Source organism: Micromonospora sp. NPDC049201, assembly GCF_055586805.1.
On sequence record NZ_JBVJHM010000013.1, the window covers coordinates 100,225 to 125,200 of the forward strand.

At 73.7% G+C, this 24,976-nt stretch carries 20 protein-coding genes; 9 read left to right on the plus strand and 11 right to left on the minus strand.

The window, feature by feature from the left end:
• Positions 1 to 94 precede the first annotated feature (94 nt).
• Genes ACZ6O5_RS26095 through ACZ6O5_RS26110 form a run of 4 tightly spaced genes read right to left on the minus strand, consistent with a single transcriptional unit; the run spans position 95 to position 4,426 of the window.
• Positions 95 to 1,303, minus strand: coding sequence for an ABC transporter ATP-binding protein (locus tag ACZ6O5_RS26095; protein ID WP_465980363.1), 1,209 nt, complete (start codon positions 1,301 to 1,303; stop codon positions 95 to 97).
• Positions 1,304 to 1,312: 9 nt separating this feature from the next.
• Complete coding sequence (locus ACZ6O5_RS26100) at positions 1,313 to 2,149, minus strand: carbohydrate ABC transporter permease (protein ID WP_281938826.1); 837 nt, start codon at positions 2,147 to 2,149, stop codon at positions 1,313 to 1,315.
• A gap of 1 nt (position 2,150) precedes the next feature.
• A complete protein-coding gene (locus ACZ6O5_RS26105) occupies positions 2,151 to 3,146 on the minus strand; it encodes a carbohydrate ABC transporter permease (protein ID WP_465980364.1) in 996 nt (331 codons plus the stop codon).
• On the minus strand, positions 3,143 to 4,426 hold the full coding sequence (locus ACZ6O5_RS26110) for an ABC transporter substrate-binding protein (protein WP_465980365.1): 1,284 nt from the start codon (positions 4,424 to 4,426) through the stop codon (positions 3,143 to 3,145). Before ACZ6O5_RS26110 ends, ACZ6O5_RS26105 begins: the two co-directional genes overlap by 4 nt.
• A 206-nt stretch (positions 4,427 to 4,632) precedes the next feature.
• Here ACZ6O5_RS26110 and ACZ6O5_RS26115 point away from each other — a divergent pair, with 206 nt between their 5' ends.
• The 4 genes from ACZ6O5_RS26115 (at position 4,633) to ACZ6O5_RS26130 (ending at position 6,481) form a co-directional block, all read left to right on the plus strand.
• The gene (locus ACZ6O5_RS26115; protein WP_465980366.1) at positions 4,633 to 5,211 is read left to right on the plus strand and encodes a DsbA family protein; all 579 of its coding nucleotides are present in this window, start codon (positions 4,633 to 4,635) and stop codon (positions 5,209 to 5,211) included.
• Between the two features lie 33 nt (positions 5,212 to 5,244).
• Entirely contained in the window at positions 5,245 to 5,520 is a 276-nt protein-coding gene (locus ACZ6O5_RS26120) for a ribbon-helix-helix domain-containing protein (protein WP_465980367.1), read from the plus strand.
• A gap of 206 nt (positions 5,521 to 5,726) precedes the next feature.
• A complete protein-coding gene (locus tag ACZ6O5_RS26125) occupies positions 5,727 to 6,158 on the plus strand; it encodes a RusA family crossover junction endodeoxyribonuclease (protein WP_465980368.1) in 432 nt (143 codons plus the stop codon).
• A gap of 47 nt (positions 6,159 to 6,205) precedes the next feature.
• Positions 6,206 to 6,481 (plus strand): hypothetical protein, encoded by a 276-nt coding sequence (locus ACZ6O5_RS26130; protein ID WP_405090278.1) that lies wholly within the window; start codon positions 6,206 to 6,208, stop codon positions 6,479 to 6,481.
• 44 nt (positions 6,482 to 6,525) lie between these two features.
• Here ACZ6O5_RS26130 and ACZ6O5_RS26135 read toward each other — a convergent pair whose 3' ends face one another.
• The 3 genes from ACZ6O5_RS26135 to ACZ6O5_RS26145 form a co-directional block, all read right to left on the minus strand.
• Entirely contained in the window at positions 6,526 to 7,233 is a 708-nt protein-coding gene (locus tag ACZ6O5_RS26135; RefSeq protein WP_465980369.1) for an AMIN-like domain-containing (lipo)protein, read from the minus strand.
• Between the two features lie 368 nt (positions 7,234 to 7,601).
• Positions 7,602 to 8,387: a DUF4184 family protein gene (locus ACZ6O5_RS26140; RefSeq protein WP_465980370.1), complete on the minus strand. Its 786-nt coding sequence runs from the start codon at positions 8,385 to 8,387 to the stop codon at positions 7,602 to 7,604.
• 22 nt (positions 8,388 to 8,409) lie between these two features.
• A complete protein-coding gene (locus ACZ6O5_RS26145) occupies positions 8,410 to 9,093 on the minus strand; it encodes an HAD family hydrolase (protein ID WP_396771925.1) in 684 nt (227 codons plus the stop codon).
• Positions 9,094 to 9,241: 148 nt separating this feature from the next.
• On the opposite strand from ACZ6O5_RS26145, the gene ACZ6O5_RS26150 reads away from it, so the two are divergent.
• The gene (locus ACZ6O5_RS26150) at positions 9,242 to 10,570 is read left to right on the plus strand and encodes a hypothetical protein (RefSeq protein WP_465980371.1); all 1,329 of its coding nucleotides are present in this window, start codon (positions 9,242 to 9,244) and stop codon (positions 10,568 to 10,570) included.
• A 24-nt stretch (positions 10,571 to 10,594) separates the two neighbouring features.
• Here the strand turns inward: ACZ6O5_RS26150 and ACZ6O5_RS26155 are convergent, their stop codons facing one another.
• A complete protein-coding gene (locus ACZ6O5_RS26155) occupies positions 10,595 to 13,297 on the minus strand; it encodes an MGH1-like glycoside hydrolase domain-containing protein (RefSeq protein ID WP_465980372.1) in 2,703 nt (900 codons plus the stop codon).
• Positions 13,298 to 13,339: 42 nt separating this feature from the next.
• Between ACZ6O5_RS26155 and ACZ6O5_RS26160 the strand changes: the two genes are divergently transcribed.
• The 4 genes from ACZ6O5_RS26160 to ACZ6O5_RS26175 all read left to right on the plus strand — a co-directional run bounded on the left by ACZ6O5_RS26160 (position 13,340) and on the right by ACZ6O5_RS26175 (position 20,287).
• Complete coding sequence (locus ACZ6O5_RS26160; protein WP_465980373.1) at positions 13,340 to 15,283, plus strand: amylo-alpha-1,6-glucosidase; 1,944 nt, start codon at positions 13,340 to 13,342, stop codon at positions 15,281 to 15,283.
• Between the two features lie 110 nt (positions 15,284 to 15,393).
• Entirely contained in the window at positions 15,394 to 16,719 is a 1,326-nt protein-coding gene (locus tag ACZ6O5_RS26165; protein ID WP_465980374.1) for a glycosyltransferase family 4 protein, read from the plus strand.
• 76 nt (positions 16,720 to 16,795) lie between these two features.
• Positions 16,796 to 19,396 carry a serine/threonine-protein kinase gene (locus ACZ6O5_RS26170; protein ID WP_465980375.1) on the plus strand — a complete coding sequence of 867 codons (2,601 nt, stop codon included), beginning with the start codon at positions 16,796 to 16,798 and terminating at the stop codon, positions 19,394 to 19,396.
• A gap of 81 nt (positions 19,397 to 19,477) precedes the next feature.
• Complete coding sequence (locus tag ACZ6O5_RS26175; RefSeq protein ID WP_281938795.1) at positions 19,478 to 20,287, plus strand: metal-dependent hydrolase; 810 nt, start codon at positions 19,478 to 19,480, stop codon at positions 20,285 to 20,287.
• Positions 20,288 to 20,298: 11 nt separating this feature from the next.
• On the opposite strand, the gene ACZ6O5_RS26180 is transcribed toward ACZ6O5_RS26175, so the two are convergent.
• The 3 genes from ACZ6O5_RS26180 to ACZ6O5_RS26190 form a co-directional block, all read right to left on the minus strand.
• Positions 20,299 to 21,021 (minus strand): VOC family protein, encoded by a 723-nt coding sequence (locus ACZ6O5_RS26180; protein ID WP_465980433.1) that lies wholly within the window; start codon positions 21,019 to 21,021, stop codon positions 20,299 to 20,301.
• A 101-nt stretch (positions 21,022 to 21,122) separates the two neighbouring features.
• Entirely contained in the window at positions 21,123 to 24,545 is a 3,423-nt protein-coding gene (locus ACZ6O5_RS26185; protein WP_465980376.1) for a tetratricopeptide repeat protein, read from the minus strand.
• On the minus strand, positions 24,542 to 24,973 hold the full coding sequence (locus ACZ6O5_RS26190; protein ID WP_465980377.1) for a hypothetical protein: 432 nt from the start codon (positions 24,971 to 24,973) through the stop codon (positions 24,542 to 24,544). The genes ACZ6O5_RS26185 and ACZ6O5_RS26190 overlap by 4 nt, the downstream gene beginning before the upstream one ends.
• Between the last annotated feature and the right edge of the window lie 3 nt (positions 24,974 to 24,976).

The following is a 24,976-nucleotide window of genomic DNA, read 5'->3' on the forward strand; positions in this document are numbered from 1 at the left end:
AGCCCGGCGGGCACGGTGTGCCGGCACGACGCGTCCGCCCGGAGACGGTGGAAGGGCCGACGGCACCCGCCGCCGGCCCCGCCACCCGGAGCGCTCAGTCGGCGAGCGCGCCGGCCGCCCGCCCCTCGTGCAGCGTCAGGTTGCGCCCGCTGCCCGGGTCGAACAGGTGGATCTTCTCCAGGTTGAACCACACCCGGCGGGACTCGCCCTCCCGCGCCGGCGACTCCGCCGACAACCGGGTGACCAGGCTGGAACCCGCGCCGGCGAAGTCGGCGGCGCCGGCATCGGCGGCCAGCTCCTCCAGCTCGGCGGCGGTGGCCCGCTCCCCCTCCACGGTGAGGTAGACGTACTTGTCCGAGCCCATCGACTCGACGATGTCGACAGGCGCCTCGAACTCCAGGCCCCGGCGGCGGGTCTCGTCGTCGATCAACGCGGCGTCCTCGAAGTGCTCCGGCCGGATGCCGAGGATCAGCTCGCGGGGCGCGTCACCGGCCTCCAGCTCGCGGCGGACCCGCTCGCCGATCGGCACGTCGCCCAGCGCGGTCCGCAGCTTCCCGTCCTCCACCGCGGCGTGCACGAAGTTCATCGACGGCGAGCCGATGAACCCGGCGACGAAGAGGTTGCGCGGGTGGTCGTACAGCTCCTGCGGCGGACCGACCTGCTGCACCGCGCCGCCCCGCATGATGACCACCCGGTCGCCGAGCGTCATCGCCTCGGTCTGGTCGTGGGTCACGTAGACGGTGGTGGTGCCGAGCTGCTTCTGCAACCGGGACACCACGGTGCGCATCTGCACCCGGAGCTTGGCGTCCAGGTTGGACAACGGCTCGTCCATCAGGAACGCCTTCGGCTGGCGCACGATCGCCCGGCCCATCGCCACCCGTTGCCGCTGGCCGCCGGAGAGGTTGGCCGGCTTGCGGTCCAGCAGGGCGGTCAGCTCCAGCACCTTGGCGGCCTCGTCCACCTTCTGGTTGATGGTCTCCTTGTCCATCTTCGCCAGGCGCAGCGGGAAGGCCATGTTCTCCCGGACCGTCATGTTCGGGTAGAGCGCGTACGACTGGAAGACCATGGCGATGTCCCGGTCCCGGGGCGCCTTGTCGTTGACCCGCTCGCCGCCGATGCGCAGCTCACCGTCGCTGATGTCCTCCAGCCCGGCGATCATGTTCAGGGTGGTGGACTTCCCGCAGCCGGACGGGCCGACCAGGATGACGAACTCGCCGTCGGCGATCTCCAGGTCGACGTCCCGCACCGCCGTGGTCCCGTCCGGGAACCGCTTGCTCACCTTGTCCAGCACGATGTCAGCCATTGTTGTCACCTATCCCTTGACTGCGCCGGAGGTCAGGCCGGAGACGATGCGGCGCTGGAAGAAGAGCACGAACAGGATGATCGGTACGGTGATCACCACGGCGGCGGCGCAGATCGCCCCGGTGGGGTCCTCGAACTGCGACTCGCCGGTGAAGAACTGGAGGGCCACCGGGACCGTGCGGGACCGCTCGGTCGAGGTGAGCGTGATCGCGAACAGGAAGTCGTTCCAGCAGAAGATGAAGACCAGGATGGCCGTGGTGAACACGCCCGGCGCGGCCAGCGGGGCGATCACCCGCCGGAACGCCTGCCCCTGGGTGGCGCCGTCCATCTTCGCGGCCTTCTCCAGGTCCCACGGGATCTGCTTGAAGAACGCCGACAGCGTGTAGATCGCCAGCGGCAGCGCGAACGTGATGTACGGCAGGATCAGGCCGGGCCAGGTGTCGAAGAGGCCGAGCTGCCGCTCGATCTCGAACAGCGGCGACACCAGCGACACCTGCGGGAACATCGCGATCAGCAGGGAGACCCCGACCAGCAGCTTCTTGCCCGGGAAGTCCAGCCGGGAGATCGCGTACGCGGCCATCGTGCCGAGCACCACCGCGATCGCGGTGGCGATCAGCGCGATGCCGATCGAGTTGACCAGGGCCCGGACGAACTGGTCGGTGTCGAAGATCGTCCGGTAGTTGTCGAGCGTCCACTCCCGCGGCCAGAAGTTGCCGTCCGTGAGCGTGCCCGGCGTCTTGAACGACAGCGAGGCGATCCAGAGCACCGGCACCAGCGCGAAGACGACGACCACGACGTCCAGCACGCCCCAGCGCAGCTTCGCCCGCGTGGTGGTTTCCACGGCCATGTCAGCGCCTCTCCCCATCGTCGCTGCCGGGAGCAGCGGTGCCGAACAGCTTCACGAAGACGAACGCGATGATCGCCACGGTGATGAAGATCAGCACCGACATCGTGGAGCCGATGCCGAGGTTCAGGCCCCGGATCAGGTTGTTGTAGGCCAGCATCGACACCGACGAGGTCTCGTTGCCGCCGTTGGTGAGCACGAAGATGTTGTCGAAGACCCGGAACGCGTCGAGCGTGCGGAACAGCAGCGCGACCAGGATCGCCGGCTTCATCACCGGCAGCATCACCTTGGTGAACCGCTGCCACGCCGTCGCGCCGTCGGTGGAGGCCGCCTTGAGCAGGTCCTCCGGCACCAGCGCCAGCCCGGCCATCAGCAGCAGCGCCATGAACGGGGTGGTCTTCCAGATCTCCGCCAGCATGATGATCGCCAGCGAGCTGGCCCGCTCGGTGAGCGGCGCGCTGCCGTCGAACAGGTTCGCCAGGTAGCCGGTGCCCGGCGTCCAGGCGTACCGCCAGGAGAACGCCGCGACCACCGTGACGATGCCGTACGGGATCAGCGCCGCGGTGCGGACGATGCCCCGGCCGACAAGTGTCCGGTGCATGATCATCGCCAGGCCCATGCCGAGCACCAGCTCGATCGCCACGGTGACCACCGTGATCAGCATGGTCACCCCGAACGCGGTCCACCAGAAGTCGTTCGTCAGCACGGTGACGTAGTTCTCCAGCCCGACGAACTGGCGCTCGTCGGGGAACCGCAGGTCGTAGCGCTGCAACGACAGCCAGATCGAGTACAGGATCGGGTACGCGGTGACCAGCACCATGACCAGCGCGGCCGGCGCGCACAGCAGCCAGCCGAGGCGACGCTCGGCCCGCTTGTTGTCGCTCAGCGGAGCGCGGGCGCCCCGGCGGGCCCGCTGGGCGGGCACCGCGGCGTGCCTGGCGGCCGGCTGCTCCGCCTCGGCGGCGGCCTGGGCGCCGGCCGGAGTGGCGTTCACGCTCATGGCAGGACACCCTTCGACTCCAGCGCGTCGGCGATCGCCTTGCGCAGCTCGTCCGCGGTCCGCTCGGGGTTGATCCCCGAGGGCGGCGACAGGATCGCCGACATCACCGTGGAGATGCTCTGGTACGCCGGGGTCAGCGGTCGCACCGCCGGCTCCTTCAGCTCCTCCAGGATGGTCTCCTTCATCGGGTACGCCTCGGCCATCTCCGGGTCGTCGTAGACCGCCTCGATGGTCGGCGGCACGCCGTCGTTGACCGCGGAGAACTTCTGGTGCTCCGCGTTGCGGATGCACCGGGCCGCCTCGAACGACTCGGTCGGGTGCTTCGAGTACTTGCTCACCGCCAGGTTGACCCCGCCGATGGTGACCTTGCTCGGGGTGTTCGCGTCGATGCCGGGCACCCGCGCCCACTTGACGTCCTTGGCCAGCTCCGGGTTGGCCTCCTGCATCGCCGGGTACACGAACGGCCAGTTGACCTGGAACGCGCCGCCGCCGGACTGGAACTCCAGCCGGACCGGGTCCTCGACCGCGTTGCTGAACGACGGTGAGGTCACGCCCGACGTGGCGAGCGTCTTGAGCTGCTCCAACGCGCGGACGGTGCCGGCGTCCATGACCGCCTTCTTGCCGTCGTCGCTGAGGATCTTGCCGCCGGCGCTCTCGGCGAGCGTGTTGTAGAGCACCACCAGGCCCTCGTACTGGGCGCCCATGGTGAGCACCCGGTAGGGCTTGTTCTGCTCCTTGAGCTGCTGGGCCGCCGAGATCATCTCGTCCCAGGTCTTCGGCGGCTGCGACACGAGGTCGGCGCGGTACCAGAGCAGTTGCACGTTGGTGTTCTTCGGCGCTCCGTAGAGCTTGTCCTCGTACTTGGCGGTGCCCAGCGGGCCGGCCAGCGTGCCCTGCTCCACCTCGGCCTTGTCCTGGCCGGTCCACTCCCGGATCCAGTCCGCGCTGGCGAACTCCTGCGTCCAGGTGACGTCCAGGCCGAGCACGTCCATGCCGCTGTCCTGCGCCGCGAGCCGTCGCACCATCTGCACCCGCTGCTCGTCGGCCTCGCGCGGCAGCACCCGGTAGCTGATCCGGTAGCGCCCCTCGGCCTGCGCGTTGCAGTCGTCGACCACCTTCTGGAGGTTCTGCTCCGGCGGGTAGTACAGGTTGATCGTCGGCGGGCCACCGTCGCCGCCGGACCCGCAGGCAGCCAGCGGGGCCACCAACGCGAGCGCGGCGACCGCCGCCGCCGCGCGTCCGGCCGGCCGCCGTGCGGCCGTGTCGGGGACTGTCGTCATCACCCTCCCCCTCTCTTCGGCGAGAGCCGGGGAGATCACCCGCGCCCCGGCGCACGGCGAGACGGTCGAGGCACCGGCCCTGCGCCCGACGCCCCGGGCGTTTCGTGCGGCAGAACGTGCCCGACCTGCGACGAAGCGAAACATCACGGTCACGTGACGGTGACCGCCGCGCTGCGCGCCGACCCGTCCGCCCCTAGGTTGGGGGGATGGACGCCACCTTCTTCTTCGACCCGGTCTGCCCATGGACCTGGCGCACCTCCCGCTGGCTCGTCGCCGTCGCCCAGGCCCGCGGGCTGACCGTCGAGTGGCGGGCGTTCAGCCTGGCCATCCTCAACGACGGGCGGATCGCCCCCGAGTACGCCGAGGCGATGGCCGCCTCCGGCCGGGTGCTGCGGCTGGTGGAGGCGCTGCGGGCGCAGGGCCGGCACGAGGACGCGGGGCGCCTCTACACCGAACTGGGGGCACGCAGCCACGACGCCGGGGACCCGCTCGGCGACCGAACCGTCGCGGCGGCGGTGGAGGCGGCCGGCGTGACGGACGCGGCGCCCGCGCTGGACGAGGAGCGCTGGGACGAGGCGGTCCGCGAGTCGCACGCGCTGGCGTACGCCTCGGCCGGCCCGGACATCGGCTCGCCGGTGCTCATGGTGCCGGACGCCGGCCGGGGCATCCACGGGCCGATCATCACCGAGGTCCCGGGCACCGAGGACGCGCTGGTCATCTGGGACTCGATGCTGCCGCTGCTGCGCCTGGACACGTTCCACGAGCTCAAGCGCGCCCGCCGCTGACCATCGACGTTTTACGCGTTGTACGCTCAGCGGGTGACGGCGAACCGTGATCCGCGGGCGATGAGCCGCGAGGAGTTGGTCGCCTACTTCGACCGGGGCGGCGACATCTCCGAGTTGCTGCGGGACGCGACCCGGGGGCCCGACCTCGGGCCGGAGAGCGTCCCGATGGTGGTGACCGGAGTCAGGCTTCCCTCGACGATCGTCCGGCAGCTCGACGAACTCGCCGGCAGCGACAAGGGCGGTCGGTCCGGTCTCATCCGCCGGGCGATCGACGAGTACCTGGCCCGACACGCCGGTGAGGCGGCCTGAGCCGCGTCCCACCAGGTGAACGGCGAGACTACCGGGAGGGACGGGGCTGGACTAGCGTTTTCCTCACTCCGTGGCCCCGCGTGTCGCCGCCGCTGTCGACCCGCCGCCGGCTGTCCCCCACAGCCTGCTCGATCGGTGGGTTCTCCCGGGAACCGCCGCCCCCGTGCGTGCCGGTTGGGCAGGATTCGCCCCGAGGAGGTGCCGTCGTGCAGGACACCCGCGCTCTCGCCCTGTCGTTCGAGGTGAGCGGCCTGCCCCCGGTCAAGACCGAGGCCCTGTCCATCTTCGCCGCCGGACACCGGCAGGCGACGAGGGTCCGCACCCTGCTCCAGGCCGCCTGCACGGCGGCCCAGCGCACCGGGTGGACCCCACTCGCCGGGCCGGTCGAGGTGGACCTGACCCTGCGCTGCCCGCCCGGGCACCGCACCTCCGACGCCAGCACCCTGCTGGGCGGTGTGTGCGCGGTGCTCCAGGACAAGAAGCGGGTGTCCACCATCGGCCTCGCCCACCTCGGGGTGCTGGTCGACGTCGCGCTCTGGTCCGACGACCGGCAGATCCGCCGGCTGTCGTACGCCGAGGAGCCGGCGGAGGCCTTCTCGTACCTGGTCCGGGTGGCGGCCGTACCGACGATGGTTTGACCGACGGACGCGGTGGGGTACCGCGGACGCCGACGAAGGGAGCGCCGATGTCGGAGCCACATGTCACGCTCGACCCGAGCGGGCTCGATCCGGTGCAGCAGAAGCTGCGCGGCCCGTTGGAGGATCAGCTGACCTCGGCCCTGCAGGCGGCCACCGAACGGATCCGCGCCGGCTACGCGGGCGAGCCCGTGGAGGACGTCTGCCGGCGGCTGCTCGACGAGACCCGGTCCGGCCTGCACCCCGACATCGCGGCCGGGTTCCAGCCGGACATGGACGAGTTCTGTCGGGTGGCGGTGGCGATCGTCCGGGGCGAGACCGGCTGAGCCCGGCCCGCGCCGGCCCCGACCCGGGCGGCGCGGGCTGGTGGTCAGCCGCGCCGGACGTCGACGGAGACGACGTGGGCGCCGTCCGGGCGGGTGGACTCACCCAACCGCACCGGCAGCCGTGCGCCGTCCGGGGGACGCAGGCCGAGCCCGAAGCTCAGGTGCCCCTCGAAGTCGCCGGCCGCGGCCCAGCCGAGCAGCGTCGGGTAGCCGACCGCGGCCGGCGGCACGTCGGCGGTCCGGCCACCCCGCGCGTCGTGTGCCTGCGCCGGGAAGAACCGCACCGACAGGTAGCTCGTGCCGGGCAACTCGACCGGGGCGCCGCGCCCCTCGGTCACCACCTGCGGCACGTACCCGACCCGGTAGGACGGGACGGGCCCACGGAACGCGAACGTGATCCGGCTGAACCCCTCGGCGGGGTGGTCGCCGACCTGCACCGACACCAGGACGGGCAACGACGCGCCGGGCGCCGCGGTGACCGGCGCCCGCACCGGGTGGGTGACCCGGGCGGACGTGCCGGGCACCCCCCAGCCCCAGGTCACCCGCCAGGGCCCGGCGGTCCCCTGGTCGGTCGACGTTGGTCGGGTGGCGGCCGGGGGCGGTGCGGCGGCCGTCGTGGTGGCCGGGGCCGATGTGCTGGCCGGGGCGGTGGTCGGTGGCGCCGGGGGTGCGCCGTCGTGGCCGGTCGTCGTGCAGGCCGCCGCGAGCAGCACGACCAGGCCGGCGAGCAGCGGTACGCGCTGGAGAGTCATGGTTCAGTGTCGCTCCGTGACCGGCCGGCGCACCAGGGGTGTGCCGCAGCGGCCCGGACGGGTCAGGACCGGGTCCGCAACTCCCCGGCCCTGACCCCGGTCGTCCGGAAGTGGTAACGGCGCACGCCGCGGGAACACGGCGGGTGCGGCACGACGCCCACGCCGGGCTCCAGACGGCGAGCCGCTCTGCCCGCACTCAGCTCCACGGTGCTCTTACCACCGGACTCCGGTGCGCCCCCGACTCACCCCGACGAGGCGTGGACGCCGGCTCAGGTTAGGCGCGTCCGCGCAGGTCGGACAAGCTTCGACCGGGACGGGCGGCTGTGATTGATGTCTATGTCGAAACGCGGCATGTCGACGTAACGGGGTCAGCCGGGCCGACGCTGTTCGTCTTCGAGACGCCGGGCGCGCTCGGCCCCGCGAACCGGCGCGGACCGGGCCGCCGCCGCGCCGGCGATGAGCGCCAGCCCGCCGACGTGGAGCGCGCGTACACCGGCCGGCCCCGGCACGGTGGCCGCCGGCAGTCCGGGCAGCAACAGCGCCCCCAGACCGGTGACCGTCAGGGCGACCCGCCAGAACACCAGCGGGTTCGCCGCCGGGGCGGGCGGGGGTTCGCCGTCGAAGATCTCGCCGTCACGGGCCGCGCGGATCGCCAGCGCCACCACCAGCAGTCCGCCGCCACCACTGGCGAACACGTCCGCGAACTGGAACCAGTACAGCCCGGTCAGGCCGTGGAAGTCGGCGATGCCGAGCAGCCGCGGCAGGCGCTCGCTGTGGCTGACCCGGTCCCACCCGACGTGGCTGAACGCGCCGATCAGCGCGGAACAGACCGTGACCTGCCAGGGGTGCCGTACGCCGGCCAGCCCGACGTACCGGGGCCAGCCGAACAACCGGGGCGCGGGCAGGTGCACGGCGATGCCGGCGACCACCCGGCGGGCGATCCAGGCGTACCCGAGGGCGACCGGCAGGCACCACCAGAGCAGCCCGCCGAGCGTGTGGGTGCGCATCCCGAGGTCGAACCGGGTGCCGCTGAACAGGTAGCCGACGTCCGGCGCGACCGCGCCGGTGGCCAACGCCACCCCGTCGAACCAGCGCGGTCGCCACAACTTCAGCGGCAGCACCGGCGCCAGGTGCGACGGGAACGTGAGCGGCACGCTCCGGACGTTACCGGCCGGCTCAGAAGTGCCGGGCCAGGTCGGGAAAGGCGGCGAGTCGGATCACCCGGGGGTCGGACGGGTCCAGCTCCTCGTGCTCCAGCACCCAGGTGTTCTCGTTCGGGATGAAGACCGCGTTCATGCCGGCGGCCCGCGCGGGCAGGATGTCCGAGCGCGGCGAGTTGCCGATCATCCAGGCGACCGCCGGGTCGAACGCGTGCTCGCGGGCCAGCCAACGGTAGGTGGCGACGTCCTTCTCCGGCACGATGTGCGCCGCCCGGAAGTGGTGCAGCAGCCCACAGGCGTCGAGCTTGCGCTGCTGCTCCTCGCGCTCGCCCTTGGTGAGCAGCAGCAACTCGTGACGGGTGGCGAGGTCGTCGAGCGTCTCCGCCACGCCCGGCATCAGCTCGACCTGGTGGCCGACCAGCGCGGCGGCGAGCTGCTCGATCTCGCGGCGTTCCCGTTCCGTGGCGGGGCGCTCCCGCAGCTTCTCCAGGCACTCGCCGAGACTGCGCAGGAAGACCTTGCTGCCGTAGCCGTGCGCCACCGCGTTGGCCCGTTCCACGTCGTCGAGCACGGCCCGGAGCTGCGCCCGGTCCAGCGTCGGGTGGTCCAACCAGGTGAGGAAGTCCTCGATCACGCGCTCGAACAGGACGTTGTTCTCCCAGAGCGTGTCGTCGGCGTCGAAGACCAGCACCGATCGCATCGCACCTCCCCCGTCGCGGCCCCGCCCACCCTACGTGCAAGGCGGGACCCGCCGCCCGCCGGACGGACCGCGCGGACCGGCCGATCGTCGACCGGCGCGGAGCGGCTGCCCGACTGTGGATCGCCTGCTCCGGCGGGATGCTTCGACCATGACTCCCGCACCCGCCCCACCCCCTCCGCAGCGGGTCCGGCGCCGGCGACGCACCGCCGTCGTCGTGGCGGCCACGCTCGCCGCCGGCGGCGCGCTGCCGACGGCTCCGGCCCTCGCCGTCAACGCCACGCACACCACCGTGGTCAGCGCCCGGCCGGCGGCCTGGACGCCGCACGCGCTCGACGGCACCGTGTACCGGATCCTCCAGATCGGCGACCGGGTCTACCTGGCCGGCTCGTTCACCAAGGTGCGCAACGCGAACACCACCGCGCAGCTCGCGATGCCCCGGCTGGTGGCGTTCCACGCCGACACCGGCCGGATCGACACCGCGTTCAAGCCGGTGGTCAACGGCACGGTCAAGGCGCTCGCCGCCTCGGCGGACGGCCGCTCGCTCTATCTCGGCGGCGCGTTCACCACGGTCAACGGCGTGGCCGCGCCGCGGGTGGCCCGGATCGACGCGGCCACCGGCGCGCGCGTCGCCGGGTTCGCCCCGGCCGCGCTGAACAACCAGGTCAACGACATGCGGCTGGTCGGCAACCGGCTGCTCGTGGGCGGCGCGTTCCAGACCGTGGGCGGGGTGACCCGGCGCGGCCTGGCCGCCCTGAACGCGACCACCGGCGCCGCCGACGCCTCGGTCGACCTGCGGCTGGACGGCGCGCGGGTCACCTCCTCCGGGGCCACCTCGCCAGTCAAGGTGGAGGCGCTGGACGTCTCCGCGGACGGCGGCCGACTGGTCCTCGCCGGCAACTTCAGCACCGTGTCCGGCGCGGCGCGGCACCAGCTCGCGGTGGCCGACCTGAGCGCCACCGGCGCCACGCTCTCCGGCTGGGCCACCACGCGCTACCAGCCGCAGTGCGCCAAGACGATGCCGGCCTACCTGCGCGGGGTGGACATCTCGCCGGACGGCGCCTGGTTCGCGGTGGTCACCACCGGCGGCCCGTTCCCCGGCACGCTCTGCGACACCGCGGCGCGTTTCGAGTTCGGCGCCGCCACCGCCGGCAAGCAGCCGACCTGGGCCAACTACACCGGCGGCGACACGCTGCTGTCGGTGGCGGTGACCGGCGCGGCGGTCTACGTCGGGGGGCACCAGCGCTGGCTGGACAACCCGTCGGGGCGCAACTCCGCCGGCCCCGGCGCGGTGTCCCGGCCCGGCATCGGGGCGATCCACCCGACCACCGGCAGGGCGCTGGCGTGGAACCCGACCAAGGACCGTGGGGTCGGCACCGCCGAGCTGTACGCCACCGACCGCGGCCTGTGGGTCGGCAGCGACACGGTGACCGTGGCCGGCGAGTACCACGCCCGGGTGGCGTTCTTCCCGCTGGCCTGACCGGGCCGGGACAACGGCGCGGGCTCAGCGGCGCAGCGTGAGGATCAGGTCGGCGACCAGGGCCGTCCACCCGGTCTGGTGCCACGCGCCGAGCCCCGCGCCGTTGTCCCCGTGGAAGTACTCCGGGAAGCAGATGAGGTCCCGCCAGTCCGGGCGGGTCTGGAACAGCTGCGCCGCGCCGTAGATCGGTCGCCGCCCCCACCCGTCCCGGGTGAACAGCGAGATCAGCCGGGCCGACAGGTCGTCGGCGATCTCGTCCAGCGTCCGCTTGACCCCCGACCGGGTCGGGTACTCGACCTGGAGGTTGTCGCCGAAGAACGCGGCGTGGTCGCGCAACGCGGTGATCAGCAGGAAGTTCGTCGGCATCCAGATCGGGCCGCGCCAGTTCGAGTTGCCGCCGAACAGGCCGCTGGTCGACTCGGCCGGCTCGTAGCCGACGCTGAACTCCTGCCCGCCGAGCGTGACCGTGAACGGCTTGTCCAGGTGGGCGCGGGACAGCGTGCGCAGGCCGTACTCGGAGAGGAACTCGTCGGTGTCGAGCATCCGGGCCAGCAGCCGCACCACCTGCTCCGGGCCGACCATGGACAGCAGCCGCTGCTGGGTGCCGTCCGGGCCGAGCCGGCGGGCGCCGATCACGTCCGCGTACTCGGGGCGGTTGGTGAGGAACCAGCGCAGCCGGGCGCCCAGCTCGGGCAGGCGACGCATGGTGCGCGTGGTGAGCCGGGTGACCGCGGCCAGCGGCAGCAGTCCGACCACCGAGCGGACCTTCAGCGGCACCTGCGTGCCGTCGGCCAGCCGCAGCACGTCGTAGAAGAACGCGTCCTCGGCGTCCCAGAGCCCCTGGGAGTACGCCGCCGCGGCGATGTACGCGAAGTGCTCGAAGAACTTCGTCGCGGTGTCCACGTACGCGCGGTCGTGCTCGGCCAGCACGATGGCGATGTCGAGCAGGTTGAGCGCGTACATGGCCATCCAGCCGGTGCCGTCGGACTGCTCCAGCGTGCCGGCCACCGGCAGCGCGGCCGAGCGGTCGAACGGGCCGACGTTGTCCAGCCCGAGGAAGCCGCCCTCGAACACGTTGTTGCCGCCGGTGTCCTTGCGGTTGACCCACCAGGTGAAGTTGAGCAGCAGCTTCTGCATCACCCGGGCGAGGAAGTCGTGGTCACGGGCGCCGTCGATCTCGAAGACCTTCAACGCGGCCCAGGCGTGCACCGGCGGGTTCACGTCGCCGAACGCCCACTCGTACGCCGGGATCTGCCCGTTCGGGTGCAGGTACCACTCGCGGAGCAGGAGCAGGATCTGCTCCTTGGCGAACCCGGGGTCGACCCGGGCGATGGTGACGCAGTGGAAGGCCAGGTCCCAGGCCGCGTACCAGGGATATTCCCACGGGTCCGGCATGGAGAACACGTCGAAGCTGGTCATGTGCCACCAGGCGCTGTTGCGTCCGTGCCGCCGGCCGGCCGGCGGCGGCGCCGAGCCCGGATCGCCCTCCAGCCACCGCTTGACGTCGAAGTGGTAGAACTGCTTGCCCCACATCAGCCCGGCGATGGCCTGGCGGGCGACAAGCGCCTCGTCGGCGGTCGCCGCGGCCGGGACGATGCTGTCGAAGAACCGGTTCGCCTCGGCGCGCCGGGCCCAGAGCACGGTGTCGAACCCGTCGCCCAGGTCGGCCGCGGCGGGCGGGTCGCCCGCCGGCGGCGGCGCGGTGCGGGTCAGCCGCAGCCGGATCCGCCGCTGCCCGCCGGCCGGCACGTCCAGCACGTAGTGCAGCGCGCCCTTGGTGCCGACCCGCTCCGGGTTGACGGTGGCGGCGCCGGCCACCACGTGGTCGTTGATCCCGTCCTTCGGGTACGCCGACCGCCCGGGCAGCCCCCACAGCCGCTCGGCGTTGGTCTCGTTGTCGCACAGCAGCGGCGTCGGGTCGCCGTCGCCCTCCAGCAGCACCTGGCCGAGCACCCAGTGCTCGCCGACCAGCCGGGAACCGGTGCCGCGCAGCTCGGGGACCCGGTCGGCGCCCGGCAGGCCCCACGCCCAGGTGTTACGGAACCAGAGCGTGGGCAGCACGTGCAGGGTGGCGTCCTCCTCGCCCCGGTTCGCCACGGTGACCAGGATGCACATGTCGGTCGGGGACGCCTTGGCGTAGTCGACGGTCACCGCCCAGTACCGGTCGTCGTCGAAGATGCCGGTGTCCACCAGCTCGTACTCGGTGTCGTCCCGGCCGCGCAGCGCGTTCACCGCGACCAGCTCGTCGTACGGGAAGGCGGCCTGCGGGTAGTGGTACCGCCAGCGCATCCAGGAGTGCGTCGGCGTGCTGTCCAGATACCACCAGTAGTCCTTGGCGTCCTCGCCGTGGTTGCCGCCGTCGCCGCCGAGGCCGAACATCCGTTCCTTGAGGATCGGGTCGCGTCCGTTCCACAGCGCCAGCGCGAAGCAGAACGTCTGCCGGTCGTCGCAGACGCCCGCCATGCCGTCCTCGTTCCACCGGTAGGCTCGGGACCGCGCATGATCGTGGGGGAAGTAGTCCCAGGCCGTGCCGTGCTCGCTGTAGTCCTCCCGTACCGTCCCCCACGCCCGTTCGGACAGATAGGGGCCCCATGCGCGCCAGTCCTGCTCCCCGGCATCGGCCTGGGCGAGCCGGTGCCGCTCGGGGTCGGGGGTCGCGGAGGTCGGGCGGTCGGTGATCACCCGCACATCTTCGACGCCGCCGGAGTACTTCTCCACAGCGGCCATTGTCGTCGTGGCCTGTCACACCTCGCTGCCGGTGGAGGAAAGTTGATCGACATCCGTTTCGGCCCGCAGCTCTGCGGGACGCTGTCCGCCGCCGCCGGGCGGGAATGGCTGGTCACGGACGGGCGCGGCGGCTACGCCACGGGCACCGTGGCCGGGCTGCGCACCCGGCGGTACCACGGTCTGCTGGTGGTGCCCGGCCAGACACCGGCGTCCCGCAAAGTGGGACTCGTGAGCCTCGACCCGGCGGTGACGCTGCCGTCCGGTCGCCAGGTCCGGCTCGGCGCGCACGAGTGGAACTCCGGCGTGGTCGACCCGCGCGGCTTCGAGTTGCTGGAACGCTTCGACCTCACCGACGGGGTGCCGCGCTGGCGGTGGCGCATCGGCGACGTGGTGATCGAGCGGGAACTCGCCATGACGTACGGCCGGTCCTGCGTCGCCGTGGTCCACCGGCTGGTCTCCGGCGGCCCGGTCCGGCTGGACCTGGCCGCGGCCTGCACCTGGCGGGACGCGCACGGCGAGCGACGGGCCGACGGTCCCGTCCCCCGGCTGGAGCCGGTGGCCGGCGGCGCGGTGGTCGACGGCGCGTTCCGGCTCGCCGGGCCGGACTGGACCCCGGAGGGCCAGTGGTGGCTCGGCGTCCACCACCGGGCGGAGGCCGCCCGCGGCCTCAATCCCGACGAGGACCTCTGGTACGCGGGCCGGTTCTCCGGCGCGCTCGACGAGCCCGGCGCGACGGTGACGGTGCTGGCCTGGGCGGACGACCTGGCCGAGGAGCCGCCACCGGCGACCGCCGTCGTCGAGGCGGCCCGCCGGCGCAGCCGGGCGGTGGTGGCCGCCGCGAAGCCCGCCGACGCGGTCGAGGCGACGCTGGCGCTGGCCGCCGACGCGTTCGTGGTCCGCACCGCCACCGGCCCCGACGTGGTGGCCGGCTACCCCTGGTTCGGCGCCTGGTCGCGGGACACGATGATCTCCTACGAGGGGTTGTTCCTCTGCGCCAACCGGGCCGACGAGGGCCGGGAGCTGCTGCGCGCGTACGCGGGCACGCTGAGCGAGGGCATGTTGGCGAACACCGCCGACACCGGCCGGGTCGAGCACAACACGGTCGACGCCACGCTCTGGTTCCTGCACGCGGTGAGCCGGCACGTCACGGTCACCGGCGACACCGACCTCGGCGACGAGTTGCTGCCCGCGCTGCACGGCGTGGTCGAGGCACACGTCGCCGGCACCCGCTACGGCATCGGCGTCGACCCCGCCGACGGGCTGCTCGCCCAGGGCGGCCCGCCGGACGTGGCGCTGACCTGGATGGACGCCCGCGTGTACGGGGTGCCGGTGACCCCGCGTACCGGGAAGCCGGTCGAGGTGAACGCGCTGTGGATCAACGGGCTGGCCGGGCTCGCCGAGTTGACCGAGCTGGCCGGCCGGGACGCCGGCGCGCTGTGGACGCTGCACTCCCGGGCCACCACGTCGTTCCGCGACCGGTTCCCCGCGCCGGCCGGTTGGCTGCACGACGTGGTGGACGCGCCGGCGCCCGCGTACCCGCTCGGCGGCGCCCCGCACCACGACGACGACCTGCTGCGCCCCAACCAGCTCCTCGCCTGGTCGCTGCCGTTCGCGCCGCTGGAGCCGGACGAGGCCACGCTGCGCCGGATCACCGAGGCGTTGTTCACCCCGCTCGGGCCGCGCAGCCTCGCCCCCGACTCCCCCGGCTTCACCCACCGGCACCGGGGCGGCCCGGCCGAGCGGGATGCCGGCTACCACCAGGGCACGGTCTGGCCGTGGTTGACCGGGCCGCTGCTCGACGCGTACCGGAAGGCGGGCCTGCCCACCGCGGACCTGCTGGTCGGGCTGGAGGGGCACCTGGTCGAGGACGGCCTCGGTTCGGTGAGCGAGACCGCCGACGGCGCGGCCCCGCACACCGCCACCGGCTGCCCGTTCCAGGCCTGGTCGGTGGCGGAGCTGCTGCGCGCGCGGCGGATGCGCCGGTAACGCGTTACAGACCGGCAACCGGCGCGTCTCCGCCGGTTAGCGACGCCTGGGCAGGATGGGCCGCGACCCCGCCGACGGTTCGGGGACGTCCACAACTCCAAGGGGGCCGCGTGTCAGCTGACGCCGAAGTGATCGACATCCAGCCCGCCCGGCGCCTGCGGGTGCTGCTGCTCTCCTGGGAGTACCCGCCGGTGCTCGTCGGTGGCCTCGGCCGCCACGTGCACGCGCTCTCCGTCGCCCTGGCCGCCGCCGGGCACGAGGTCACCGTGGTCACCCGGCACGCCGAGGGCGCGCCGCTGGAGGAGTACGCCGACGGCGTGCGCGTCGTCCGCGCCGCCGAGGACCCGGTCACGTTCCCGCTCGCCACCGGGTCGCTGCTGGCCTGGACCATGGCGTTCAACCACACGCTCACCCGGGCCGCGCTGCGCGCCGCCGAGTCCGGCGCGTACGACGTGATCCACGCCCACGACTGGCTGGTCGCGCACACCGCGATCACGCTGGCCGAGCACCTGGACGTGCCGCTGGTGACCACCATCCACGCCACCGAGGCGGGCCGGCACCAGGGCTGGCTGCCCGAGGAGATGAACCGCACCATCCACGGCGTCGAGCACTGGCTGAGCAACGCCTCGGCGCGGGTGATCGCCTGCTCCGGCTACATGCGCGACCAGGTCGCCCGGCTGTTCGAGCTGCCGACCGGCCGGATCGACGTGGTGGCCAACGGCGTGGACGACCGCGCCTGGCGGGCCCGCCCGCAGGCGGTCGCCGCCGCCCGCGCCCGCTTCGCCGGCGACGGGCCACTGGTCGGGTACGCCGGCCGGTTGGTCTACGAGAAGGGGGTGCAGCACCTGGTGCACGCCGTGCCGCACCTGGTCGACCGGCACCCCGGCCTGCGGGTGGTGATCGCCGGGGACGGGCCCTACCGGGACGAGCTGGTCGACCAGGCGCACCGGCTGCGCCTCGGCGACACCGTGCGGTTCGCCGGCTTCCTGGACGCCACCCAGCTCCCCGCGGTGCTCGCCGCCACCGACGTCACCGTGGTCCCCAGCCTCTACGAGCCGTTCGGCATGATCGCCCTGGAGGCGGCCGCGGCCGGCGCACCGCTCGCGGTGGCGCGGACCGGCGGGTTGGCCGAGATCGTCGAGCCCGGCGTGACCGGGGTGACGTTCCCGCACGGCGACCCGGACGCGCTGGCCGGCGCCGTCGACCGGCTGCTCGGCGACGAGGTCTTCGCCCGCCGGGTGGCGCGCAAGGCGCGCGCCATGGTGTCCCGGCAGTACACCTGGTCGGCCATCGCGGCCCGCACCGCCGCCAGCTACGCCGCCGCCCGGCGGGAGCACCACACGTTCCAGACCCGGCGTGCCGCCGCGATGCTGGCCGGGGGCCGGTCCGCGGTCGCGATTCCGGAGGGAAATCTGCTGGCCGGAGCGGCGAGCTGAGGCGACCCGCCCGGACGGGATAGGTACCGTCCGATCCGTTGGCTATTGTGGACCACGACCAGCGGTGAGGAGTGCGGTGCGGGACGTGGTGATCGCCGGACGATACCGCCTGATCGAGCTGGTCGGCCGCGGTGGGATGGGCCAGGTCTGGCGCGCCCGGGACGAGGAGCTCCAGCGCGAGGTCGCGGTGAAGCAGGTCGTCCCACCGAACTGGCTGGCCGAGCACGAGCGGGACGAGCTGCGCGCCCGGACGCTGCGCGAGGCGCGCACGGCCGCGCGGCTCAACCACCCCAACGTGGTCCGGGTCTACGATGTGGTGCGGGTCCAGGGCGACCCATGGCTGATCATGGAATACGTCCCGTCCCGGTCGTTGCAGGAGCTGATCGAGGCCGACGGCCGGCTGCCGCCCCGGCGGGCCGCCGGGATCGGGATGGCGGTGCACGCCGCACTGCGCGCCGCGCACGAGGCCGGTGTGCTGCACCGCGACGTGAAACCCGCAAACGTGCTGCTGGCCCGGGACGGCCGGGTGCTGCTCACCGACTTCGGGCTGGCCGTGTTCGAGGGCGGCGACGGCGCCATGACCCGCCCCGGGCTGGTGCTCGGCTCCCCGCAGTACGTCGCGCCGGAGCGCGCCGCCGAGGGCGTGTCCAGCATCGAGGCCGACCTGTGGTCGCTCGGCGCCACGTTGCACGCCGCCGTGGAGGGCCGGTCCCCGTACGCCCGCAGCACCGCGATGGCGACGCTGGCGGCGCTGGCCAGCCAGCCGCCGGACCCGGCCCCGCACGCCGGCCCGCTGATGCCGGTGCTGGTCGGGCTGCTGCGCCGCGACCCGCGCCACCGGCTCGGCCACGACGACGTCGCCGGGCTGCTCGCCGACGCCGCCGAGCCGGTCACCGACGTGCCACCCCGGCCGGCCATCGACGCCCCGACCGTGCCCAACCAGCCCCTCCCGTCCGACCGCCGCAAGTCCGGCTCGGGGCGTGCGTCCGCAGCGGGGCGCGGGTCCCGGATCGGGCCAGCCGTCCCGCCGCTGAGCGGGTCCGGCATCGGCGTCCCGCCGGTCCCCCGGCCCGCCCCCACCGTCCCACCGCTGAGCGGCTCCAGCATCGGCGTCCCACCGGTGCCCCGGTCCGACCCGGCCGAGCCGCCGGCGAGCGCAGCCGGTGGCGGTGCCCCACCGGCGAGCGGGAGCACACGGACCGTCCCGCCGGGCAACGGGGCCCCGTCCCCGGTTCCGCCCGGCGGTGGGGCCGGGCCACCACCGGCGGGTCCGACCGGCCGGGCCGGGGCGCCCTCGACCTCCGGTGAGGTGCGGGCGCAGCCGGACGCCGTAGCGCCGGGCCGCCCGGACCCGGCCGACGGCCCGCCTCGACGAGCCCCTGCCGGCCCGGCTGCCGCTCCGGACGACGCGGACCCCCCCGTCCCGCCGACCGTGGCCTACCCGGACCTGATGCCGCCGGCCGCGGCGGCCCGGGCGTGGAGCCGGGCGGCGCTGGGCAGCGAGTGGGCACGCCCGGCCGACGGCGAGCCGGAGTCGCGGCCCGACCGGGAGCGCCGCTCGGGCGAGCCGGAGCAGCCGGAGACCGGCGGCCGGCCCCGGGACACTCCGGACCGGCCGGTGGGCGGGTTCGGGCCCACGGTCCTGACCAGCTTCGTGGACCCGGGCAGCCCCACCGGCCCGGAGGGGCCGGCCGCCCGCGCCGACGCCGCCAGCCCGGTGCACACGCCGGGGCTCGGCGGCGCTCCCACGACGAGCCCGCCCCCGGTCATCTCCGGCGGCCCGGTCGACCCGGCAGCCGGCCGGCTGACCGGCAGTGGCGCGCTCCGTGACGACCGCGCGCGAGGGAACGCACCGGCGGGCGTGGTCGGCGACAGCGGCGCCACCTCCGGCGGCCTGACGCCCGGCCGGCCCGAGACCACGGGCATCGGCTCGCCGGGCGACGCCGCCGACGGCGACCGGCGCCGGGCGGCCACCCGGCGCTGGCTCCTCGCCGCGGGGGCCGCGTTGCTGGCGGTGCTGGCCGGCGTCGGCACCGCCCTCGCTGTCGACGGTGACCACCGGCATCAGCCGGACGGTGACGACCAGGGCGCGCCGCCAGGCCAGCCCTGGGAGCGACCGCCCCCGCCCGGCAACGGTCCGGGCGGGCCGCCGCCCCCGCCGTTCCCCTGCATCCGCCCCGACGTGGCCGGCACGCCGGTGCAGAAGGGCCCGCCGCCGGCCGACCCGGCGGTGACCATTCCCGCCGGCTGGGTCTGGCCCGCCGACACCGGCGGCTTCCACATCGCGCTGCCCGCCGGGTGGCTCCAGCTCCGCTCCGGCGACACCACCTGCTTCCAGGATCCGACCACCCGGCGCATCCTGGGCGTCGAGCCGTACCCGGGTGGTGATCCGGTCGGTCGGCTGCGCTCGGCCGAGCGGGACCTCACCTCCGCCGGCCGCCTCCCCGGCTACGACAAGGTCCGGCTCGCCGCCGACGGCGACGGCGCGGAGTGGGAGTGCCGCTGGGACGCGCCGTACGGCGAACGCATGCACGCGCTGCGGGTGCTGCCCGGCGAGGAGGCCGGGTGGACGCTGGGCCTGACCACCTCGGACGCCGACTGGGCCGCCGCCGAGGACCAGTTCGCGTTGATCCGGGACAGCATCCGGCCGATCCGACCCACCCGCACGGCGGGATGACCGCGGGCGTCCCGGCGTCGCACCGACTGACTACAGTGGCGTAGTTTCGTCGATCAAGATCTTCGGGAAGGGCGAGCCGAGATGATGGGACCGTCCCACGCGCTGTCCGGCGCGGCGGTGTGGCTGACCGGCTCCTGGGCGCTGGACCAGTTCGCCGACTATCACCAGACGCCGCTGGCGCTGGCGGTGGGCACCGCGGTCTGCGCGGGCGGGGCGCTCTTCCCCGACCTCGACCTCTCCGGCAAGGTGACCCGCAACCAGGGCGGCGCCACCGTGGCCCGGACGTTCGGCGTGTTCAGCCTCTTCGTCGCCGAGGTGATGGAGAAGATCTCGCTCGGCGTCTACTACGCCACCAAGCTCAGCAAGGATCCGCGCCGCAACAACGGGCACCGCACGCTGACCCACACCGTGCCGTTCACCGTGCTGGTCGGGTGGGGCACCACCGCGCTCTGCGCCCACTACGGCAAGTGGGCGGTGGTCAGCATCCTGTTCTTCATGATCGGCCTGGCGTTGCGCGGGCTCTTCGACGAGTGGGCCGAGCGGGCTGGCTGGGTGGTGGTCACGCTGGTGTCTGCCGCCGCGGCCTGGTTCACGTTCGCCAACCTGCCCGGCGACCGGGGCTATCCGATGATCGGCCTCGCGGTCGGCGTGGGCTGCTTCGTGCACATCCTCGGCGACATGATCACCCGGGCCGGGGTGCCGATCCTCTGGCCCATCCCGATCAGACGGCGGATGTGGACGATGATCGGGCTGCCCAACAAGATCGCGCTGCGCACCGGCAGCAAGGCCGAGACGGTCGTGCTGCGGGGCGCGCTGACCGTGCTGGCCGTGCTCGCCGCGCTGGGCCTGGTCGCGCCCTCGGTGCTGCAACGCTTCGACATCCAGGTCTGACGCGGCTCGCGTCACCGGGGCGTCAGCAGGCATAACTCGTTGCCGTCCGGGTCGGCCAGCACCACGTCGTCGGCGGTGTGCCGGCCCCGGCCGACCCGCGTCGCCCCGAGGGAGAGCAGCCGGTCGATCTCCGCCTCCCGGTCGCCGTCGGCCGGTGGCGCGAGATCCAGGTGTACGCGGCCCCGGCCGTGCCTCGGCATCAGCGGCGGACCGCTCCAGGTGATCTTCGGCCCGCCGCGCGGCGACTGGATCGCGGTCTCCTGATCCTGGTCCCAGACCAGCGGCCAGCCCAGCGCCGCGCTCCAGAAGTAGCCCACCGCCTGCGTACCGTCGCAGTTCACCGCGCCGACGGACCCGCAGCCGGCGAGGAAGCTGTTGCCCGCCTCGATGACGCAGAACTCGTTGCCCTCACGGTCGGCGAGCACCACGTGGTCCTCCTCCGCGCCCTGGCCGATGTCGACGTGCCGCCCGCCCAACTCGATCGCCCGGGCCACCGTGCCCCGCTGGGCGTCCCACGACGCGCTGGTCAGGTCGAGGTGGATCCGGTTCTGCCCGACCTTCGGCGCCCCGGTCGGCAGGAACCGGATGCGCAGGCCGGCGTCGCCGTCCGGCCGCAGCGCGACCCCCTCGTGCGGGTCGTCGACCATCTCCCGGCCGAGCAACTCCCCCCAGAAGCGCACGAGGCGCAGCGGCTCCCGCGCGTCGATGCTGATCGCGTAGAGGTGGCTCGTCATCGCCGCGTTCATCTCCGATCCGCCGTCCGGCCCGGTCCGGCTGGTGGCTCAGACTAGGGAAGAACGCCGCCGACCACAGCCGAATATCGGCGGCCGGCGGTTCAGCGCTCGCCCTCACCGAGCCACTCGACGAGGGCGGCGCGGTTCTGCCGGGCGCTGGACAGGGAGTCGGCGAACATCTGCGGCGACCGCCGCGCCAGGGGCTCGTAGAGACCTATCGACTCGGTGATCGCGGCCAGCGCCCCGGCAAGGTCCACCTCCACCTCGACACACACCGACGCGTACGCCCACAACGTCTTCGCGAGGTCGGGCCCGTGAACGGCGGGGTTGGCCTCGGCCAACCGGCGGCGAATGGCCACGGCCTCCTTCGCCGCGGCCAGCGCCTCCTCCTGACGCCCCACCTCCGACAGCCGGTTACCGAGGCTGGTCAACGAGCCCGCGAGGCCGGGCAGGTAAGCGGCCGGGTTGGCCTCGGCCAACCGACGGTGGATGCCGGTGGCCTCCTCCGCCGTGGCCAGGGCCTCCTCCCGCTGGTCCGGCGCGGACAGGAGGACGCCGAGGTTGGCCAACGAGATGGCGAACTCGGGCAGATAGAAATCAGGGCTGGCCTCCGACAGCCGCCGGTAGACGGCGACGGCTTCCGCCCCCAGGGTCAACGCCTCCTCCCCACGCCCCACCTTCGACAGGAAGGCACCGAGGTTGGTCAGCGAGATCGCGAGGTCGTGCAGGTAGATGTCCGGGTTGGCCGCCGCCAACCGGCGGCGAATGGCCAAGGCCTCCTCCGCCGGCGCCAGCGCCTCCTCCCCACGCCCCACCCCGAACAGCCGGGTACCCAGATTTGTCAACGAGCCCGCGAGGTGGGGCAGGTAGGCGGCCGAGTTGGCCGCCGCCAACCGGCGGCGAATGGCCACCGCCTCCTCCGTCGGCGCCAGCGCCTCCTCCCCACGCCCCAGCTCCGACAGACGGACACCGAGATTGTCGAACGACGTCGCGAGGTCGGGCAGGTGAGCGGCCGGGTTGGCCGCCGCCAACCGGCGCCAGATGCCGGTAGCTTCCTCCGTCGGCGCGAGCGCCTCCTCCCGACGCCCCGATTCCGACAGGAGGGCGCCGATGTTGTTCAACGATGCCGCGAGGTCGGGCAGGTGGGCGTCCGGGTTGGCCGCCGCCAACCGGCGGCGAATGGCCACGGCCTCCTCGACCGGAGCCAGCATCTCCTCCCGACGCCCCACCCCCCACAGACGGCTACCGAGATTGGCCAACGACATCGCGAGGTCAGGCAGGTAGGCGTCCGGGTTGGCCGCCGCCAGCCGACGGCGAATGGCCACCGCCTCCTCGACCGAAGCCAGCGCCTCCTCCCGACGCCCCACCTCCGACAGCCCGTTGCCGAGGTTGTGCAACGAGGTCGCGAAGTCGGGCAGGTAGGCGTCCGGGTCGGCCTCCGCCAACCGGCGGTAGATGCCGGCGGCTTCCTCCGTCGGGGCCAGCGCCTCCTGTCGACGCCCCACCTCCGACAGCCGGCTGCCGAGGTTGGCCAACGCCCCCGCCAGCCCGGACAGATTGGTGGCGGGGTTGGCCGCCGCCAACCGGCGGCGAATGGCCACCGCCTCCTCGACCGAAGCCAGCGCCTCCTCCCGACGTCCCACCCCCGACAGGTGGTTGCCGAGGTTGTGCAACGCCCCCGCGAGCTCGGGCAGGTAGGCGGTGGAGTTGACGGCCACCAACCACCGCCAGATGCCGGCGGCTTCCTCCGTGGGGGCCAGGGCATCATCCCGACGCCCCACCCCCGACAGGTGGTTGCCGAGGTTGTTCAACGACATCGCGAGGCGGTGCAGGTAGGCCGGATTGGCCGCCGCCAACCGCCGGTAGACGCCGGTGGCTTTCTCCGCCGCGGCCAGCGCAGCGGTGTGTTGTCCGGCGTTGGCCAACCGCCAGGCGTGGACGGCGTGCAGCCGGGCACGGTCGGCGTCGTCGTCGGTGCGGTCCAGGCGCTCCCGGGTGAGATGTCCGGTGATCGCGGCGGCGGCGATGTCGAGATCGATGTGCCGACCTTTGGGCAGCAGGGGTTCGAGGGCCGCCAGGATGGCGGTGTCGATGTCGGGGACGCCCGCCAGGCGGGTGAGAGTGGCCCCACCGGCGGCGATCACCAGATCGGGCTGGCGACGGACCAGCGGGTACAGCACGTCGGTGGCGATGTGCGGCCACCGGCGCGCGGTCTCGACGAGCGTGGTGACCACAGCCGTGGCCCATGCCGGCGGCCGTGTCCCGTCGACGGTGAGCAGGTCGGCGAGCGTGCCGGGCGCCCAGTCCTTCGCCCGGGTCGGGAGCTCGCCGTGGCCGGGGACGGACAGCGCGATGAGATCCTCACCGAGCCGGTCGGGGTGCAGCGGCTCGAACACGAGTCGGGGGTCGGTCGGCGGGTAGCAGGTCGTGTGGTCGTCGATGATCCGGTCCGCGGCGATGCTGTCGGTGGCGAACCCGGCCCGGGTGAGGGCCTGCCGGGCGGCGGATCGGGGCTGTGCCCCGGTCAGGGTCGCGGTGTAGACGGCCCGGTGCATCACCTCGGGTGGGCTCGCCAGGGGGTCTTCGGGTCTGACGTGCAACTGGTGCCAGTACGTCTGCTCCCGGGCCAGAAGATACGCCGAAACCGCGTTCGCCCGCACCGGTGGGGCATCGCCGTGCCGGATGGCGTCGACGGTGGCCAGGGCGGCCATGTGCACGGCCAGGACCTGCGCGAACGCGGGACCGGTCAGATCCGGTACCGGCCAGCCGGCCGGTTCGAGATCCATGACCGCGGCGAAGCGCTCGGCCGCGGTGGTGAACAGTGCCGGCCGGTCGTCGTCGCTGTCCGCGGCCAGCGGTGACAACGCCACCTGCTCGGTCTCGATGCCGAGGTCGCTCTCGGCCCGGCTGGCCACCGCGGGCCACCAGTAGCCGTCCGAGCGGGCCAGCATCAGCACCCGTACCCGCACGCCGGTCCGCATGTGCAGGTCCCGTAGCTGGGTGAGCAGGGCCACCAGCGCCGAGGCCGGCCAGCGGTCGGCGTAGTCCACGACCGCCAGCACCGCGCCACCGGGCAACTCGACCCGGGACGTCGGCACGGTTCCGGGCACCGGGGTCGGAGTGTGCACCACCTTCCACACCGCCCACCCCGCGGCGGCGCACTGCGCGGTGACCTCGGCCGCGAGACGGGTCTTGCCCTGCCCACCCGCCCCGTGTACCAGCAACGCCGCGACCGGCTCGCCGCCGCGCACCCACTCGGCCAACGCGTCCAGCGTCCGCTCCCGTCCGGTGAACGGCACGACCTGGTGGCGGGCCAGCAGCAGGCAGCTCGGGTGCGACCGGGCCCTGGACACACTCACCGGCACCGGGGAACTGTTGGCCGCGCTCACCCGGTAGGGCGGCCGGTCCGGGCTGGTGACGGTGACATTCCCGTCGACGTGGGAGATCTGGTTGACGTCCCCGAAGACCACGGTGCCGGTCACCGCCTGACCCGCCGTCGGCTGGGCCCACCACCTACGGCTCACCTGTCGATGTCCACGTCACCGCCGGCACCGTCGACCTGCCGTACCGGCCCCGCCGTCCACGACCGCGTCACCGACTGTCCGTCCCCGGCCGGCACGCCGCCGGTCCGTGACCCGGCGGCCGGCGGCCACGCGGTGGGTGTCGACGGCGACCCGGTCGCCGGTGCGGACGGGCCGATGCGCACGTCGCCGCGCACCCCGCGGACCTGGGTCACCCCGCCGCCGACGACGCTGTCGGTCACCGACTGCCCACCTGCTGCCCGCCGCGCGCCGACCAGCCCGTACGCGGCCAGCCCCACGCCGGCGAGCGCGACGAACACCCCGAACACGCCGGCCAGTTTGTTCGCCCGTTCGAGGGTCTGGGCGGCCAGGAACGCCCCCAGGCTGGCGCCCACCACGCCGACGAGGATCACCACCGCCCGTCTACGCACCCG

Coding starts and splice junctions, on each gene's coding strand:
- ACZ6O5_RS26095 (WP_465980363.1), bottom strand. CDS start 1,303: ATGGCTGACATCGTGCTGGACAAGGTGAGCAAGCGGTTCCCGGACGGG.
- ACZ6O5_RS26100 (WP_281938826.1), bottom strand. CDS start 2,149: ATGGCCGTGGAAACCACCACGCGGGCGAAGCTGCGCTGGGGCGTGCTG.
- ACZ6O5_RS26105 (WP_465980364.1), bottom strand. CDS start 3,146: ATGAGCGTGAACGCCACTCCGGCCGGCGCCCAGGCCGCCGCCGAGGCG.
- ACZ6O5_RS26110 (WP_465980365.1), bottom strand. CDS start 4,426: ATGACGACAGTCCCCGACACGGCCGCACGGCGGCCGGCCGGACGCGCG.
- ACZ6O5_RS26115 (WP_465980366.1), top strand. CDS start 4,633: ATGGACGCCACCTTCTTCTTCGACCCGGTCTGCCCATGGACCTGGCGC.
- ACZ6O5_RS26130 (WP_405090278.1), top strand. CDS start 6,206: ATGTCGGAGCCACATGTCACGCTCGACCCGAGCGGGCTCGATCCGGTG.
- ACZ6O5_RS26135 (WP_465980369.1), bottom strand. CDS start 7,233: ATGACTCTCCAGCGCGTACCGCTGCTCGCCGGCCTGGTCGTGCTGCTC.
- ACZ6O5_RS26145 (WP_396771925.1), bottom strand. CDS start 9,093: ATGCGATCGGTGCTGGTCTTCGACGCCGACGACACGCTCTGGGAGAAC.
- ACZ6O5_RS26150 (WP_465980371.1), top strand. CDS start 9,242: ATGACTCCCGCACCCGCCCCACCCCCTCCGCAGCGGGTCCGGCGCCGG.
- ACZ6O5_RS26155 (WP_465980372.1), bottom strand. CDS start 13,297: ATGGCCGCTGTGGAGAAGTACTCCGGCGGCGTCGAAGATGTGCGGGTG.
- ACZ6O5_RS26175 (WP_281938795.1), top strand. CDS start 19,478: ATGATGGGACCGTCCCACGCGCTGTCCGGCGCGGCGGTGTGGCTGACC.
- ACZ6O5_RS26180 (WP_465980433.1), bottom strand. CDS start 21,021: ATGACGAGCCACCTCTACGCGATCAGCATCGACGCGCGGGAGCCGCTG.